Consider the following 14,557-nt stretch of genomic DNA (forward strand, 5'->3'; position numbering starts at 1 on the left):
TTTAAATTATTCAGTAACAATACTTACATATTTACGGCTTTTTTCGCCTTTTACTTCAAATTTAACTTTACCATCTGCAGTTGCAAATAGGGTGTGATCTCTCCCCATACCTACATTGCTACCGGCATGGAATTTCGTGCCACGTTGACGAACGATAATGCTGCCTGCTAATACAGATTCGCCACCGAAACGTTTAACACCAAGGCGTTTAGCTTCAGAATCGCGACCGTTACGGGTTGAACCACCAGCTTTTTTAGTTGCCATCTATTTGATCTCCTCTGAAATTATGCTTGAATCCCAGTGATTTTCACTTCAGTGAACCACTGGCGATGACCTTGTTGTTTACGGCTGTGTTTGCGACGACGGAATTTAACGATTTTAACTTTCTCGCCACGACCTTGTGCAACTACTTCAGCCACTACTTTTGCACCCGCAACTACCGGTGCACCAATTTTAACATCTTCACCGTTAACGACCATCAACACTGAATCGAACTCAACTGTTGCACCAGTTGCAAGTTCAAGTTTTTCTAAACGAACAACCTGACCTTCGCTCACACGGTGTTGTTTACCGCCACTTTGGAAAACTGCGTACATAAATACTCCGCTTAATTGTGTTTCTCTGCCCTTGGCAGCCCACACTTCAAAATTCATATAAAATAGGTCGCAAATTCTATGAGAAAAACGATCTCATAGCAAGAATTTATTTACAATAAAATAAAAAAATTCCCTTTTCTAACGGATTAATTTTAGAAAAAATAAAAACTCAGGTAAAATGTACCGCACTTTTATTTGGGAACAAGCGTAAAAGATGAAAAAACAAGATTTAATGGATATGCGCGCCATTCAACAATTAGCTGAGCCTGATATGCAAAAAGTCAATCAGAATATTCTTACTCAGCTTGATTCCGACGTCGCACTGGTTAACCAGCTCGGCTTTTACATCGTTCAAGCCGGCGGAAAAAGGATCCGGCCGTTGATCTCCATGCTTGCGGCACGATCTTTAGGTTTCCAAGGGGATAACGCTATTACTTGTGCCACTTTCGTGGAATTTATCCATACCGCTTCCCTATTACACGATGATGTCGTTGATGAATCGGATATGCGCCGTGGTCGTGCTACCGCAAATGCCGAATTCGGGAATGCCGCAAGCGTGTTGGTCGGTGATTTTATTTATACACGCGCATTCCAACTTGTTGCTCAATTGGAATCCTTAAAAATTCTTCGTATCATGGCTGATGCCACCAATGTCCTTGCGGAGGGTGAAGTGCAACAGTTAATGAACGTGAACGATCCGGAGACCAGTGAAGCCAATTATATGCGTGTGATCTACAGCAAAACCGCACGTTTATTTGAGGTCGCAGGCCAAGCTGCGGCAATTGTTGCAAATGCAACGGAAAGCCAAGAAAAAGCCTTACAAGATTATGGTCGTTATCTTGGTACAGCATTTCAGCTTGTTGATGATGTGCTAGATTATAGTGCAAGCGCACAAGATTTGGGTAAAAACATCGGTGATGACTTGATGGAAGGAAAACCGACCCTACCTTTATTGCACGCCATGCGCCACGGCAATACCGAACAGTCTGCCTTGATTCGTGAAGCGATTGAACAGGGCGGTAAACGTGAGTGTATTGATGAAATATTGGCAATTATGGCGGAGCACAAATCACTGGATTATGCAATGGAACGGGCAAAGCAAGAAGCACAAAAAGCCGTTGATGCGATTTCAGTTCTACCGGAAAACCAATACACACAAGCATTAATATCCTTGGCATATTTATCCGTAGATAGAACTTACTAACAATTGGAATATTTTATTCCTTTTTCTACTTTTAGATGATCACTTTATGAATAACGTGAAAACACAGAATACAACTCATTTTCAACCTACACGATCTAAGAAGGTTCGCAAAGATCCTAATGCACCTTTTATTCGCGAAAAGTTAGAATTACCGAACGGACACAATAAGCTTCTTCTTCATTCTTGTTGCGCCCCTTGTTCCGGTGAAGTTATGGAGGCAATTCTAGCTTCCGGTATTGAATTTACGATTTATTTTTACAACCCAAATATTCACCCATTAAAAGAATATTTAATCCGTAAAGAAGAAAATATTCGTTTTGCCAAAAAATTCGGTATTCCGTTTATTGATGCGGATTACGATCGCCAAAATTGGTTTGACCGTGCCAAAGGTATGGAATGGGAACCGGAGCGCGGTATTCGCTGTACCATGTGTTTTGATATGCGTTTTGAAAAGGCGGCTGAATATGCTCATAAACACGGTTTTCCTGTTTTTACCAGTTGTCTTGGCATATCCCGTTGGAAAGATATGAACCAAATTAATGGTTGCGGTCACCGGGCGGCTGAAAAATATGATGATGTCATTTACTGGGATTACAACTGGCGTAAAGAAGGCGGTTCGCAGCGAATGATCGAAATCAGTAAACGTGAACGTTTTTATCAACAAGAATATTGTGGCTGTGTCTATTCGTTACGCGATAGCAATAAATGGCGTGAAGAAACCGGTCGTCATAAAATTGAAATAGGAAAACTCTATTACTCACCAGATTAAAATACGAGAAAAAATGACCGCACTTTCGCCAAATACCGATTAGCCTGTAAATATTTTTTACTGAAAAATAAACGAAAGAAAAAAATGGAAGAGAACCAATTAGAAAAATTACCGGCATTTGTTATTAACATACTTAAATATGTATTAAGTACGGCACTTATCGCACTTTCTATTGTTTTGATCATTGCCTTAGCCAAAATCACTTATTCTCTTGCCTTAATGGTGATAAATCCTTCTACAGTGGTGCCTTATGCTTTGGCAGAACAAGCTGTAATGTTTTTCTTGTATTTCGGTTTTATCGGCTTAATTGTTCAATATTTTAAAAGCGGCTATCATTTTCCATTACGTTATTTTATTTATGCCGGTATAACGGCAATGCTCCGATTAATAATTGTGAGTCATGAAAATGCAGTAGATACTCTTCTATTTGCCGGTGCAATTTTAATTATGGTACTTGCACTCTGTTTAGTGCTTTATTCCAATAAATTAAAAAATTTCTAGAAAGAAAATACACAACAATATAGTGTATTTCAGGTTGATAAGATGGTTAAAATAACAATCCGCCCTAAAACGAGCGATTTTTAGGCTACTCTATAAGTGCCTAGTACTTCACATGCCCCTTGAGGGGCATGTGAAAAGACCGACAACCACACTATAACTTTATGGCTTACCCCTTAAAGGGGTCTACATATTCTTTCTTCTATAAATTATCCTGAATCATATCTTCTTTTTCTTGATTCCTTATATATTCTTCGACTACTTTTGTATTTACCCCTACCGTACTTACATAGTACCCCTTTGACCAAAAGTGTCTATTTCCATATTGATATTTCAGATTCACATGCCTTTCAAATATCATCAGCGAAGATTTACCTTTCAAGTATCCCATAAAACTTGATACTGCCAACTTTGGGGGAATCTTCAAAAGCATATGAATGTGAGATATTTCATTGCATGAGCTTCCAGAATTTCGACTTCTTTATAACTACACAGCTGTCTTAATATTCTTCCTAATATCTACTCGCAATTTTCCATAAATTGCCTTTCTTCAATACTTCGGGATAAAGACTATATGATACTTACAGTTCCATCTTGTGTGTGACTTGAATCGTCATTGGATTTACTTGCCATGACTTGTCCTCCTATATGCTGAATTTTGTTTGTCAGCCTTATTCATTATAGGAGGATTTTATTTGCTCACCGCTTAAGCTTTTTGATTACATATGTATAGCGTATATTTTTATGCTCAGACCTTGCCTGAGTATAACAACACCTAAAGGCAATCGTTGAAACGATTGCCTTTAAGTTAAGAAAGACAGTGGAATTTTTGATGATAGATTATCGTCTTACACGGAATTTTTTCTGTGCTTGATCGACTTTCAAAAGATAGTTCCGGGCTTGTGATGACGGATGCATTGTTGTAAGAATACGATAAATCTGCTCCGGATACATTTGATTGATTTTGTAAATAGCTTCATCTTTATCGTTATCAAACACACGTAATACCGCACCCGCACCGCTATTATAAGCGGAAATCATTGCAAATCGTTTGGATGCAGGGTTCGTAATACCATCCAAGTATCGATTTTGTAGAAGCCATAAGTAGGATACACCGGCATCAATATTATTCGCCGGATCGTACAGATAACGTGCGGAAGGCTGACCGCCTCGCCCTTTCATGGCAAAAACATCACGTCCTGCTGTGTGTGGTACGACTTGCATTAAGCCGATAGCATTAGCATAGCTAATCGCATAAGGATTGAAACTGGATTCGGTTTGCATAATCCCTAAAATCAAACTTTCATCAATACCATAGCGTTGTGCTGCTTTTCGTATTAATGGTAAGTATTTTTGTGCACGAACTTCAACGTGGTTAGCAATCATTGGAATCGCAACAAACTGTACCATATTACCGTTTTGTAGGCGGCGGGTTTGTAGTTTGTTTTGAATTAAATAGGTAGCAAAATTGCCGGCAATAAATTGGTTTGAAATTTGTTGTCCGTTGTTATCGACTACTTGCCCTAAAAGGAAGGGTCTAGAACTAATCGGCACATCTCCTGAGGCAAATAAATCGATCCCTTTTGCATCAGACCCCATTAATAAAGTGTGTACAATGGCATTATGTAATCGATTGAGGTCTCTTTGTGTCTCAATCACTATGTTGCCTTCATCAAAACTCACATGGCTACGAGTATAGAAAGAATCTGTATATTTCACGTAGTCTTTACGGCTGGCGACGAGTAATTCGTTTACCCCCCAAATGCGGTCAATATTGTGAGAGAACTGTCCGGTGAGAATATCTAAGCCTTGCGTATCTTTCGCAAACACTTCATCGTAATTAATACCTCGATGACGGTTAGAAGAATCACCACAGGCATACAAAAATGGCAGTAATGCCAATAACAAATACTTTTTCATTATCTTATTGCCGATTAATTTGATGGAGGAGTATAACCTTCAATATGGACTTCTTTACCTTCAAACAAAAAATTTATCATCTCTTGTTCGAGTAGTTTACGGTGTTCCGTATTCATCATATTGAGTTTTTTCTCATTGACGAGCATCGTTTGTTTTTTTATCCATTCTCCCCAAGCCTGTTTACTGATTGAATCGAAAATTCGTTTACCCAATTCCCCCGGATAAAGCTGGAAATCTAAACCTTCGGCTTCTTTTTTGAGATATTCACAAAATACTATCCTCGCCATCATTACTCCTTACAAATTGTGTTAATAAATTTTTTACAGGTTGGGCTAACCCGATATGTTCGGGATTTTTCGGATCATACCAATATTTGACCGTACTTGATAGATTTGGTTTATATTCTTTTGTTTTTTCCATCAATTTATGCCAATCTCGATTTTCCTGTTCGGCTCGAATATTGTTGACTTCAGCGTAAATCGGGTGAATATCTAAATGAAAATGGCTGAATGTGTGGCGAAAACTCGGCCAAGCTTGATAGTGAGAAATACCTTCGCTTGATAAATAAGTCAGCAAATCTTCTTGTGATTCAAATTGCGGAAAACAAAATAATCCCCCCCATATCCCCGAGTTTTCCCGTTGTTCTAGCCATACTTTGCCATTTTTCGACAAAATCAAAAAATAAGTCTCTTTTTCCGGTAACGTTTTTTTAGGCTTTTTACCGGGAAATTGTGCCCAACTTTCATCTTTATGGGCTAAGCAATTTTTTTTCAGAGGACAAAGATCACATTTGGGTTTTGTTCGCGTACAAACCATCGCACCAATATCCATCATTGCCTGATTAAAATCTGCCACACGCGCTGTCGGGGTGACTTGCTCCGTTAAATGCCACAAATGATTTTCTACCTTTTTTTCGCCCGGCCAACCATTCACTGCAAAATAACGTGAGAGTACGCGTTTTACATTACCGTCTAATATCGGGTATGGTTGATCCAATACGGAAGATAAAATAGCACCGGCGGTAGAACGCCCAATCCCTGGTAATGCCCAAACTTGTTCAAAGTCTGTTGGAAAAACTCCATTAAATTCATCCCGAATTTTTTGTGCCGTCTTATGTAAGTTTCGTGCCCGTGCGTAATAGCCTAGCCCTGTCCATAAATGAAGCACTTCATCTTGTGAAGCATTTGCAAGTGCGCTCAAATTTGGAAAGGTTTTAATAAATCGTTCGAAATAGGGAATAACTGTTGTAACTTGAGTTTGTTGTAGCATAACTTCCGAAAGCCAAACGCCATACAGTGTTTTGTTTTGTTGCCAAGGCAAATGTTTACGTCCGAATTTGTCGTACCATCGTAGTACGACTTTAGTAAAAGGTGAATTAGGGGGAGATTGAGCTATCATAACTTTCCTAAATTACTAGATTAAAAGTGCGGTCAAAAATTAAATGAATTTTTATTATTTCTTTAAAGAAAACAGAGGCTGATTTTACCATTTAGCCCCTCTTGATCAATCTCATTTTTCCAGTATAATCTGCAGTCTATTTGGTGCCGGATAACGGCGATTATTAACTCACGCGGTGTAGGAAGAGAGTTCCTATAGCGGCGTGGCTTCATTTTGAGGTTTTCTATGAAACAAGGTATTCACCCAGAATATAAAGAAATTACAGCGACTTGCTCATGTGGTAACGTGATTAAAACCCGTTCAACTTTGGGCAAAGACATCAATCTTGATGTGTGTGGTAACTGCCACCCATTCTACACCGGTAAACAGCGTGTTGTAGATACAGGCGGTCGTGTTGAACGTTTCAACAGCCGTTTCAAAATCCCAAGTTCAAAATAATTTGGATTTTTCAGAACCCCGTCGTTTGGCGGGGTTTTGTTTTGTGTAAAAAATGTGTAGGATATGACTAATTTCACTCTAAATAAATTTAAAATATATTTCTATTAAGAAAATCAAGGATACACATGTTAAAGATAATATTATTTTATTTGGGTTTATCAAAACGTTTAAGAATTAATGAAAGAATTCAAAAACTATATTCTTGGCGTAAACCGATTAAACCTTATGCATTTATTCGTGTTTGTAATGAAATAAAAACTATAGATGCTGCTTTAAAAAGTGTATTGCCTGTTTTAAAAGGTGGTGTAATTGGATTTCATTCATGTACTGATGGAACAAAGGAATATGTTTTACATTTTTGTAAAAAATATCCACAATTCATTCCTGTAGAATATCCTTATGATGTTATTCCTGCTAGCAATAAGATCTATATGGAAGATTCTATAGATATAAAGAATAGACTTGACTCATACTATAATTTTGTATGGGAAAAATTACCCAAAAATGAATGGATAATAAAGATTGATGGAGATCATATTTGGATACCCCAATTTTTAGAGGACTTATGTCGGATTCCATTTAGAAAAAGAGATTGTATTATTTTAAGTAGATTAAACCTACATTGTCACGAAGGAAAATGTTATATACACAAAAAATACCCGATTTTAGAAAATGGAGACTCTTGGATTCTATACAATCGAAATGTAAACTTTGAGTTTTGGAGAGGTTGGATTGATAACAAATTTGAAGCTTATGAAGTACTCCATCTACCTAAGAAAGAGAGAAAGAAAATCTTTACTATATGCACTAATTGGCATTTTCCTATAGTGAAAAATCATAGAAATAACTTTAATAGCGAAGAATGGGTGTTGCTTCAAGATTTTGATGTAAGGAAATATTTAAAGGAACATAAATTAGAAGGTAGAATTCAAGACTATATGATTAATGAAAGCAATATATTAGAAGCATTTTCTAGATTTAATCATTCTGGTGAGAAAATATTACCATGACGAGATAATATTATGAAGATCTTGATATTACATAAATGGTTAGTAACTGGTGGGGTTGAAACTATACTAAAAAACTATGGGAAGATTCTAGAAAACTCAGGTTATGATGTAGATATACTAATAACTTATAATATAAACTCAAAAATAGACAGTAATAACATAAGATTTGTTTTTACTAGTAAAGACTTTAATTTAATCTATAGTAAAGAAAACAATTTATATCAAAAAACACTAAGAGAGCTTTATAAACTTTATCAAAAACTATATTACTATAATCTGATAAATTCAGTATATCATAAGTATGATTATATTATTGATTTTAGTAACTGTTTAGACTCCTATACTAGAAATCCACTTTTTAGAAAGAGTGATATAAAGACAATTAGATGGGTTCATAATCAACTGTCAACAAATTTAGTTTTAAACAAAAAAGAAAAAAAGAAATATTACAATATTTTTAGAAATCATCATAAAGTTGTCGCTTTATGCAAAGAAATGAAAAACTTAATATTAGAACAAGTTGGCATAGATAAAAATAAATTATTAGTTTTAAGTAATCCAATTGACATTCATGGAATTAGGGAAAAAGCTAATACCAGTAATACCGAAATAAATCATTTTGTAAGTGCTGCCCCCTACCTTTTACAAGTATCGAGATTAACTCATGGAAAAGGACATGAACAGCTTATAGATATTTACTATGAATTAAAGAGAAAAGGCATAAATCATAAACTGTATTTCATTGGGGATGGAAATAATAGAAAAAATCTTGAGAATAAAGTTTTATCACTAAGTTTGGAAAATGATATTTTATTCTTAGGAGAAATGGAAAATCCATATCCCTATTTCAAAAACGCAAAATTATTCTTGCATTGCTCTGAGTCAGAAGGATTACCAACAGTAATACTTGAAAGCATGGTGTTTGGCGTTCCTGTTATCGCGATGGATTGCCATACTGGACCAAAAGATATACTTGGAGAAAAGGGAGAATTTGGTAAGCTCATTCCAATGTATGATAAAACTAAATTCATAGCAGAAACGTTAGAGTTATTAACTAACGATGATATATATAAAAAATACAGTAATAAATCCTTAGAACGCATTAAGCAGTTCTCAATGGAAAAAATCGCTTTAGGTTTAGATAATTTGTTTTATGAGAGGTAAAATATGGAGACATCGAATGTTTGCTTCCAATAATAGTAAAGTACCAATATATATTATTAACCTAGAAAAATCAAAAGATCGAAAAGCCTATATGCAGGCACAGTTTGATAGTCTATTTGAGCATAATTCAAAGCAAGAAATCTATTTTTTTAAAGGTATTAACGGAAAAGAAAATCCCAACCACCCATTATTTCAACGTTACAATGATAAAAAACGGTTAAATGTAAAAGGTTACTCTCTAACTTTCAGCCAACTAGGCTGTTATGCAAGCCATTATTCTATGTGGGAAAAATGCGTAGAGCTTAATCGACCTATTATTATTTTAGAGGATGATGCCAAATTTAAAGAGAATTTTTTAGATGTACTTGCTTTTATTAATAGTGATAAAAACATTTTTGAATTTTTTTGGTTACAGCCCGATAGATTAAAAAATAAAAGAAAATTAGTAGCAGATTTTGGCGATTTCTCAATTCAACAATTTAGCAAAGGCTTTATTGGTACTACAGGGTATTACTTAACTCCAAAAGCAGCAAAAAAATTTTTAGTACAAAGCAAAGAATGGTATTTAACCGTAGATGTAACGATGGATCGTTTCTTTGAAAATAAAGTTCCTCCTTATGCTATTGTTCCGTTTTGTTTAGAGACCGATTATGAGATTGAATCAACAATCTTTGAAAAACAAAAGAAAGTAAAATCATTTAAAATAATTATAGCAAGAGAGTTATTTAATATAAAAACAATAATTAAGAGACTCATTTATAATATATTGAATTAAAAATTCTACCCAATTAATTTCTCTTTTTAGGAGAGAAAAATTGTATCTGTATAATATTAACTAAATGAAAATGATAGCAAAACGTATCGCTATGATAGTACCAAAAACTTATCATTTAGCCATCTAGATTGTTATTTGGTTCTTTTTTCATTAGAATAACCACATATGATTTAGTTTTCTTATTGATTGCAAGGTATTTATGGCAGATTGGAATGGTAAGTATATTAGCCCTTATGCGGAACACGGAAAGAAAAGCGAGCAGGTTAAAAAAATTACAGTGTCAATTCCCATTAAGGTATTGGAAATTTTAACCAATGAACGTACCCGTCGCCAATTAAAAAGCCTACGCCACGCCACCAATAGTGAGTTGCTTTGTGAGGCTTTTCTTCATGCTTTTACCGGTCAACCGTTGCCGACAGATGCTGATTTGATAAAAGATCGTCATGATGAAATTCCGGAAGAAGCAAAAGAAATTATGCGTCAATTAGGCATCGATCCGGAGAGTTGGGATTATTAATTTTCCTTTTTTAATCCGTCCAAAATTGAACATTCGGGGCAATCATTGCCTTGGCATATGTCGTACCAACGTTGTAGTTTGCCTACCATTTCTTCTAATTGTTTAATTTGTTGATTTAATGTAGTGATATGTTTTGCCGTTAATGCTTTCACTTCACCGCTGCTACGGGCAGGGTTATCTTGAAGGGCGAGTAATTGCCCGATTTGCTGTAAGGAAAACCCTACATCTCTTGAATGACGAATAAAATGTAATCGTTCAATATCTTTTTCTTCATAATGACGATAGCCGGAGAAGTTTCTCTGTGCAGGTTTAATTAAACCTAATTTCTCGTAATCCCGAATTTGTTTTGCGGTAAGACCGCTTAATTTTGCAGCTTCACTGATATTCATAAAAACACCTTGACCTTTACCTTAAGTTAAAGTTTATAGTAGCCAGTATTAATTTTTATTCAATAGAAAACAAGGAGAAAATGATGAAAAATGTTCGTTTAACCGTAACAGGGATGCATTGTGGCGGCTGTGTAAAAAGTGTAACGCGCGTATTAAAAGAATTAGATGGCGTAGCGCAAGTGAATGTTGCCCTTGAGGGGTATGCAGATATTCAATTTGATGAAAGTAAAGTTTCTGTCACCCGGTTAATTGATGCTATAGAGGAGGCAGGGTTTGACGCAACAGAGTAAAAAAATTGCTCTCCAAATTGAAGGTATGACTTGCCAATCTTGTGCCAGCAGAATTGAAAAAGTTCTCAATAAAAAAACTTTTGTGGAGCAGGCAAATGTGAATTTTGCGGTAGAAGAGGCGCAAGTGGTATTTGATTCGACACAAGCAACCACAGAAGATATTCTTGATATTCTTCATAAAACGGGGTTTAAAGGGATTTTAAAAAACGACCGACAACCTCTGCTACGGGAGAACAAAAAAACGCCTTGGCGACTTTGGCTATTATTGTTAATTAATATTCCTTTTTTAGTTGGGATGATTGGAATGTTGATTGGCAATCATCACTTGATGTTACCCCCTATGTGGCAATTTGTGTTGGCAACCATTGTACAATTTGGTCTCGCTATTCCGTTTTATCAAGGTGCGATTGGGAGTATCCGTGGTGGGTTAGCAAATATGGATGTACTCGTTAGTAGCGGTACACTAACTATTTATTTGTATTCCTCTTATATGCTGTTTTATCACACTGCACAAGGGCATGATGCATTGCATCACATCTATTTTGAAGCCGCTGTTATGGTGATTGGCTTTGTTACTCTTGGTAAGTTTTTGGAAGATCGAACCAAAAAACATAGCTTAAACAGTCTGGATTTATTATTACAACTTACCCCGAAAAAAGTGAATGTTTGGAATGGTGAAACATGGCAAGCGATTCCGCTTGATCAAGTGAAGGTAGGTGATGTATTACTTGCCAATTATGGGGAGCGTATTGCTGCGGATGGCGTTGTTGAAGTCGGTTCAGGGTGGTGTGATGAAAGCCATTTAACCGGTGAATCCATGTCTGAAATGAAGCAAGTTCAAAGTACGGTATTGGCCGGCTCAATGGTGACTGAAGGCAGTTTAACTTATCGTGCCAATCAACTTGGTTCGCAAACGTTGCTTGGCGATATGATGAAGGCGCTTTCCGAAGCACAGGGCACAAAAGCACCGATCGCCCGTTTTGCAGATAAAGTTGCTAGTGTTTTTGTCCCTACAGTTCTCATTATTGCGGCGATAACGTTCGGTCTAACTTGGTGGAGTACGGCAGATATTGGTATGGCAATTATTCATTCGGTCGCGGTGTTAGTGATCGCCTGTCCTTGTGCCTTGGGGCTTGCCACGCCGGCCGCTATTATGGCGGGAATAGGAAAAGCAGTGAATACCGGTGTTTGGTTTAAAGACGCTGCAGCCATGGAAGAAACTGCCTATGTAGATACTGTTGTGTTAGATAAAACAGGCACATTAACGACTGGTAAACTGACAGTCGCGACAGTGTGGCAACCTGAAAGTGCGGTTATTTCCGAAAAAGATTTGTATCGTGTAGCTGCTGCGGTAGAACAACACGCTACGCATCCTATATCAAGAGCAATAGTGCGTTCAGCATTAGAAAAAATATCGACAATACCGACCGCACTTTCTGTAAAAACGGAAGTTGGTGAGGGCGTTTCAGCGGAGGTTGGGGGGATTGGTTTTATTAAAGTGGGTACACCGGAGTTTTGTGGCTTTTATTTACCGAGTCAACTTGATGGTATATGGGATATTGCAAGTATTGTGGCAGTTTCTATTAATGACGAAATCGCCGGTGCGTTTGCCTTAACCGATACATTACGCGAGGATAGTAAACAGGCAATTGAAAGATTACAGAAAAATAATATTGATGTGATTATTATGAGCGGTGATCGCCAACCTGTTGTGGATTATGTCGCACAACAGCTTAATATTGCGACCGCATTCGGTAAACTCAGCCCGCGTGATAAAGCAGCAAAAATTCAGACCTTACAACAAGAAGGACATGTTGTTGCCATGGTGGGCGATGGTATTAATGATGCTGCGGCATTAGTAATGGCAAATGTGAGTTTTGCGATGAAATCAGGTTCTGATTTGGCTGAGCAAGCGGCTTCCGTGACACTAATACGTCAATCGGTAAACCAGCTTGTCGATGGAATTTTTATTGCACAATCAACATTAAAAAATATCAAACAAAATCTCTTTTTTGCGTTAGTTTATAATGTTCTTGGGATTCCTCTTGCCGCCTTGGGTTATTTAAACCCGGTCATTGCTGGAGCCGCGATGGCATTAAGTTCCGTTTCCGTGTTAATGAATGCATTAAGATTAAAACGATTGAAAATTGAACAATAAAATAAAGCGGAATTATCCGCTTTATTTTTTACTACTACTTATTCAACCAAAGCGGTAGCTCAATCGTAACGGCAAGTCCCCCAAGCTCACTTTTTTCAGCCCATACCTTACCTTGATGTTCTTTAATAATATTTAAAACAATAGTTAAGCCTAATCCTGTACCGCCTGTTGAGCGGGTACGAGCTTCATCAACGCGATAAAATGGTTGGAATATTTTTTCAAATTCGTCAGGGGATACCCCAAAGCCATTATCATCAATTCTGATCTTTAGGGTTTCTTCTTGAACAAAAATATTGAGTTTGATCTTACTCTTGGTATATTTCAGAGCATTTCTAACAATATTTTCTACCGCACTTTGCAATAACTCCGGATCTCCGTTCAAAAATGGTTCGGAATCTGATAATTGAAAGCATTGTTCAAATTCAATATGGCCTTGTTTGGCTTCAAACATTGCATCTTGTACGACATCACGCCAAATTTTTTCAGCCGGAAAGATAGCGCTTTTTGTTTGTGTATTCATTTGTTGCCGAGAGAGAAGTAGTAGCTCATTAATCATTTTATCCATACGCGTAATTTCTTTCTCAATTCGTTGAACGGCACTATTACTACCTGTTTTATGACGGACAAGTGCTACAGCAAGTTGGAGACGGGTCAATGGCGTTTTCATTTCATGAGAAATGGAAGATAACAAATTTTGTTGATTTGAGACTAAACTATTAATCGCTGTTGCCATTCGGTTAAAACTTTGACCTACCTGGCGCAATTCCCACGGTCCGTCTTTACTTAATTGAGGATCAATTTTAAAATTTCCTAATGCTACATTGTTCGCTGCTTTTTGTAGGCGATAAATGGGTTTTACAATGGTATAGGTAAACCACCATAGTAATGGTGTGGTAGTCAATAAAGTTAATATTAATAATACTAATGGGTTGTCGATCATGTAACGAAGTATTTCTTGAGAAGGACTGGCATGAGAAATAAAGAAAAGTGAAAAGGGCTCATCAAAGCTGTCTACATACACTTGAAAAGGACCTGCAATCTGAATATTTACAAAGGCTTTTCTCATAGGGTGAGAGAAATTATTTGCCGTTTCGGCAAAGCGTTCTATAAAGATTTTTTCTTCACTAAATGCGCCCAAAAATTCTTTGCGCTGAGGGTTGTAAATAACCGGGCGGGTTTCACTGAATCGATCAATAGGAAGTAAGGGAACTTCAGAAAGAAGTGACTTAATTTTGTGATTACGAATAGATTCTACTAATTTTTTTTGATAACTGGCAATTTCAGGCTCCTGAAGCGTTGAGTAAAAGCGATTATCTAAATAGGGTAAGAGAAATAACGATACCATCATAGCAAAAAATGCGAGCCAAAAAGCTATAAAGGTACGGATAGTTAAATAATTTAAACTAAACTTTTTTTTTCGATTCGGCATAG

General features: G+C 36.8%; 17 protein-coding genes and 1 pseudogene. 10 read left to right on the forward strand and 8 right to left on the reverse strand.

The features are described from left to right. Window positions 1-6: 6 nt before the first annotated feature. Both rpmA and rplU read right to left on the reverse strand, forming a co-directional pair. Window positions 7-264 carry a 50S ribosomal protein L27 gene (rpmA, locus tag PNEUHYL_RS10095; RefSeq protein ID WP_005760959.1) on the reverse strand — a complete coding sequence of 86 codons (258 nt, stop codon included), beginning with the start codon at window positions 262-264 and terminating at the stop codon, window positions 7-9. A 20-nt stretch (window positions 265-284) separates the two neighbouring features. Further along, window positions 285-596, reverse strand: coding sequence for a 50S ribosomal protein L21 (rplU, locus tag PNEUHYL_RS10100; protein WP_005626416.1), 312 nt, complete (start codon window positions 594-596; stop codon window positions 285-287). Between the two features lie 214 nt (window positions 597-810). On the opposite strand from rplU, the gene ispB reads away from it, so the two are divergent. The 3 genes from ispB (at window position 811) to psiE (ending at window position 3,070) form a co-directional block, all read left to right on the forward strand. Continuing rightward, a complete protein-coding gene (gene ispB / locus PNEUHYL_RS10105) occupies window positions 811-1,800 on the forward strand; it encodes an octaprenyl diphosphate synthase (RefSeq protein ID WP_059367858.1) in 990 nt (329 codons plus the stop codon). 46 nt (window positions 1,801-1,846) lie between these two features. Beyond that, a complete protein-coding gene (locus tag PNEUHYL_RS10110) occupies window positions 1,847-2,569 on the forward strand; it encodes an epoxyqueuosine reductase QueH (RefSeq protein WP_059367862.1) in 723 nt (240 codons plus the stop codon). A gap of 84 nt (window positions 2,570-2,653) precedes the next feature. Beyond that, window positions 2,654-3,070, forward strand: coding sequence for a phosphate-starvation-inducible protein PsiE (psiE, locus tag PNEUHYL_RS10115; RefSeq protein WP_059367866.1), 417 nt, complete (start codon window positions 2,654-2,656; stop codon window positions 3,068-3,070). 199 nt (window positions 3,071-3,269) lie between these two features. Here the strand turns inward: psiE and tnpA are convergent. The 4 genes and pseudogenes from tnpA to mutY form a co-directional block, all read right to left on the reverse strand. Next, window positions 3,270-3,700, reverse strand: a pseudogene (tnpA, locus tag PNEUHYL_RS10120) (IS200/IS605 family transposase). Window positions 3,701-3,907: 207 nt separating this feature from the next. Next, the gene (gene mltC / locus PNEUHYL_RS10125) at window positions 3,908-4,987 is read right to left on the reverse strand and encodes a membrane-bound lytic murein transglycosylase MltC (RefSeq protein ID WP_059367868.1); all 1,080 of its coding nucleotides are present in this window, start codon (window positions 4,985-4,987) and stop codon (window positions 3,908-3,910) included. Window positions 4,988-5,001: 14 nt separating this feature from the next. Continuing rightward, entirely contained in the window at window positions 5,002-5,274 is a 273-nt protein-coding gene (locus PNEUHYL_RS10130; RefSeq protein ID WP_059367872.1) for an oxidative damage protection protein, read from the reverse strand. Further along, complete coding sequence (gene mutY / locus PNEUHYL_RS10135; RefSeq protein ID WP_059367875.1) at window positions 5,252-6,385, reverse strand: A/G-specific adenine glycosylase; 1,134 nt, start codon at window positions 6,383-6,385, stop codon at window positions 5,252-5,254. Before mutY ends, PNEUHYL_RS10130 begins: the two co-directional genes overlap by 23 nt. A 225-nt stretch (window positions 6,386-6,610) precedes the next feature. On the opposite strand from mutY, the gene rpmE reads away from it, so the two are divergent. From rpmE to metJ, 5 genes are all read left to right on the forward strand, one after another. Beyond that, entirely contained in the window at window positions 6,611-6,823 is a 213-nt protein-coding gene (rpmE, locus tag PNEUHYL_RS10140) for a 50S ribosomal protein L31 (protein ID WP_005655540.1), read from the forward strand. A 125-nt stretch (window positions 6,824-6,948) separates the two neighbouring features. After that, a complete protein-coding gene (locus tag PNEUHYL_RS10145; RefSeq protein WP_059367881.1) occupies window positions 6,949-7,833 on the forward strand; it encodes a hypothetical protein in 885 nt (294 codons plus the stop codon). Window positions 7,834-7,845: 12 nt separating this feature from the next. Continuing rightward, entirely contained in the window at window positions 7,846-8,997 is a 1,152-nt protein-coding gene (locus PNEUHYL_RS13790; RefSeq protein ID WP_059367883.1) for a glycosyltransferase, read from the forward strand. Between the two features lie 16 nt (window positions 8,998-9,013). Beyond that, entirely contained in the window at window positions 9,014-9,772 is a 759-nt protein-coding gene (locus PNEUHYL_RS10155; RefSeq protein ID WP_059367887.1) for a glycosyltransferase family 25 protein, read from the forward strand. 199 nt (window positions 9,773-9,971) lie between these two features. Then, window positions 9,972-10,289 carry a met regulon transcriptional regulator MetJ gene (metJ, locus tag PNEUHYL_RS10160; protein ID WP_059367892.1) on the forward strand — a complete coding sequence of 106 codons (318 nt, stop codon included), beginning with the start codon at window positions 9,972-9,974 and terminating at the stop codon, window positions 10,287-10,289. On the opposite strand, the gene PNEUHYL_RS10165 is transcribed toward metJ, so the two are convergent. Beyond that, on the reverse strand, window positions 10,286-10,678 hold the full coding sequence (locus PNEUHYL_RS10165) for a Cu(I)-responsive transcriptional regulator (RefSeq protein ID WP_059367893.1): 393 nt from the start codon (window positions 10,676-10,678) through the stop codon (window positions 10,286-10,288). The two genes, metJ and PNEUHYL_RS10165, sit on opposite strands and share 4 nt — an antisense overlap. Window positions 10,679-10,761: 83 nt before the next feature. On the opposite strand from PNEUHYL_RS10165, the gene PNEUHYL_RS10170 reads away from it, so the two are divergent. Together PNEUHYL_RS10170 and PNEUHYL_RS10175 are read left to right on the forward strand one after the other, a co-directional pair. After that, window positions 10,762-10,968, forward strand: coding sequence for a heavy-metal-associated domain-containing protein (locus PNEUHYL_RS10170; RefSeq protein WP_059367895.1), 207 nt, complete (start codon window positions 10,762-10,764; stop codon window positions 10,966-10,968). Next, on the forward strand, window positions 10,952-13,126 hold the full coding sequence (locus PNEUHYL_RS10175) for a heavy metal translocating P-type ATPase (RefSeq protein ID WP_255204594.1): 2,175 nt from the start codon (window positions 10,952-10,954) through the stop codon (window positions 13,124-13,126). Before PNEUHYL_RS10170 ends, PNEUHYL_RS10175 begins: the two co-directional genes overlap by 17 nt. A 34-nt stretch (window positions 13,127-13,160) precedes the next feature. Here the strand turns inward: PNEUHYL_RS10175 and cpxA are convergent, their stop codons facing one another. Beyond that, a complete protein-coding gene (gene cpxA, locus PNEUHYL_RS10180) occupies window positions 13,161-14,555 on the reverse strand; it encodes an envelope stress sensor histidine kinase CpxA (protein WP_059367898.1) in 1,395 nt (464 codons plus the stop codon). Between the last annotated feature and the right edge of the window lie 2 nt (window positions 14,556-14,557).

It is taken from the genome of Rodentibacter caecimuris, assembly GCF_001019715.1.
In the GTDB taxonomy this organism is placed as follows: domain Bacteria; phylum Pseudomonadota; class Gammaproteobacteria; order Enterobacterales; family Pasteurellaceae; genus Rodentibacter; species Rodentibacter caecimuris.

Coding starts and splice junctions, on each gene's coding strand:
- rpmE (WP_005655540.1), top strand. CDS start 6,611: ATGAAACAAGGTATTCACCCAGAATATAAAGAAATTACAGCGACTTGC.
- ispB (WP_059367858.1), top strand. CDS start 811: ATGAAAAAACAAGATTTAATGGATATGCGCGCCATTCAACAATTAGCT.
- mltC (WP_059367868.1), bottom strand. CDS start 4,987: ATGAAAAAGTATTTGTTATTGGCATTACTGCCATTTTTGTATGCCTGT.
- metJ (WP_059367892.1), top strand. CDS start 9,972: ATGGCAGATTGGAATGGTAAGTATATTAGCCCTTATGCGGAACACGGA.
- PNEUHYL_RS10165 (WP_059367893.1), bottom strand. CDS start 10,678: ATGAATATCAGTGAAGCTGCAAAATTAAGCGGTCTTACCGCAAAACAA.
- rpmA (WP_005760959.1), bottom strand. CDS start 264: ATGGCAACTAAAAAAGCTGGTGGTTCAACCCGTAACGGTCGCGATTCT.
- PNEUHYL_RS10110 (WP_059367862.1), top strand. CDS start 1,847: ATGAATAACGTGAAAACACAGAATACAACTCATTTTCAACCTACACGA.
- psiE (WP_059367866.1), top strand. CDS start 2,654: ATGGAAGAGAACCAATTAGAAAAATTACCGGCATTTGTTATTAACATA.
- PNEUHYL_RS13790 (WP_059367883.1), top strand. CDS start 7,846: ATGAAGATCTTGATATTACATAAATGGTTAGTAACTGGTGGGGTTGAA.
- PNEUHYL_RS10170 (WP_059367895.1), top strand. CDS start 10,762: ATGAAAAATGTTCGTTTAACCGTAACAGGGATGCATTGTGGCGGCTGT.
- cpxA (WP_059367898.1), bottom strand. CDS start 14,555: ATGCCGAATCGAAAAAAAAAGTTTAGTTTAAATTATTTAACTATCCGT.
- PNEUHYL_RS10130 (WP_059367872.1), bottom strand. CDS start 5,274: ATGGCGAGGATAGTATTTTGTGAATATCTCAAAAAAGAAGCCGAAGGT.
- mutY (WP_059367875.1), bottom strand. CDS start 6,385: ATGATAGCTCAATCTCCCCCTAATTCACCTTTTACTAAAGTCGTACTA.
- rplU (WP_005626416.1), bottom strand. CDS start 596: ATGTACGCAGTTTTCCAAAGTGGCGGTAAACAACACCGTGTGAGCGAA.
- PNEUHYL_RS10155 (WP_059367887.1), top strand. CDS start 9,014: ATGTTTGCTTCCAATAATAGTAAAGTACCAATATATATTATTAACCTA.
- PNEUHYL_RS10145 (WP_059367881.1), top strand. CDS start 6,949: ATGTTAAAGATAATATTATTTTATTTGGGTTTATCAAAACGTTTAAGA.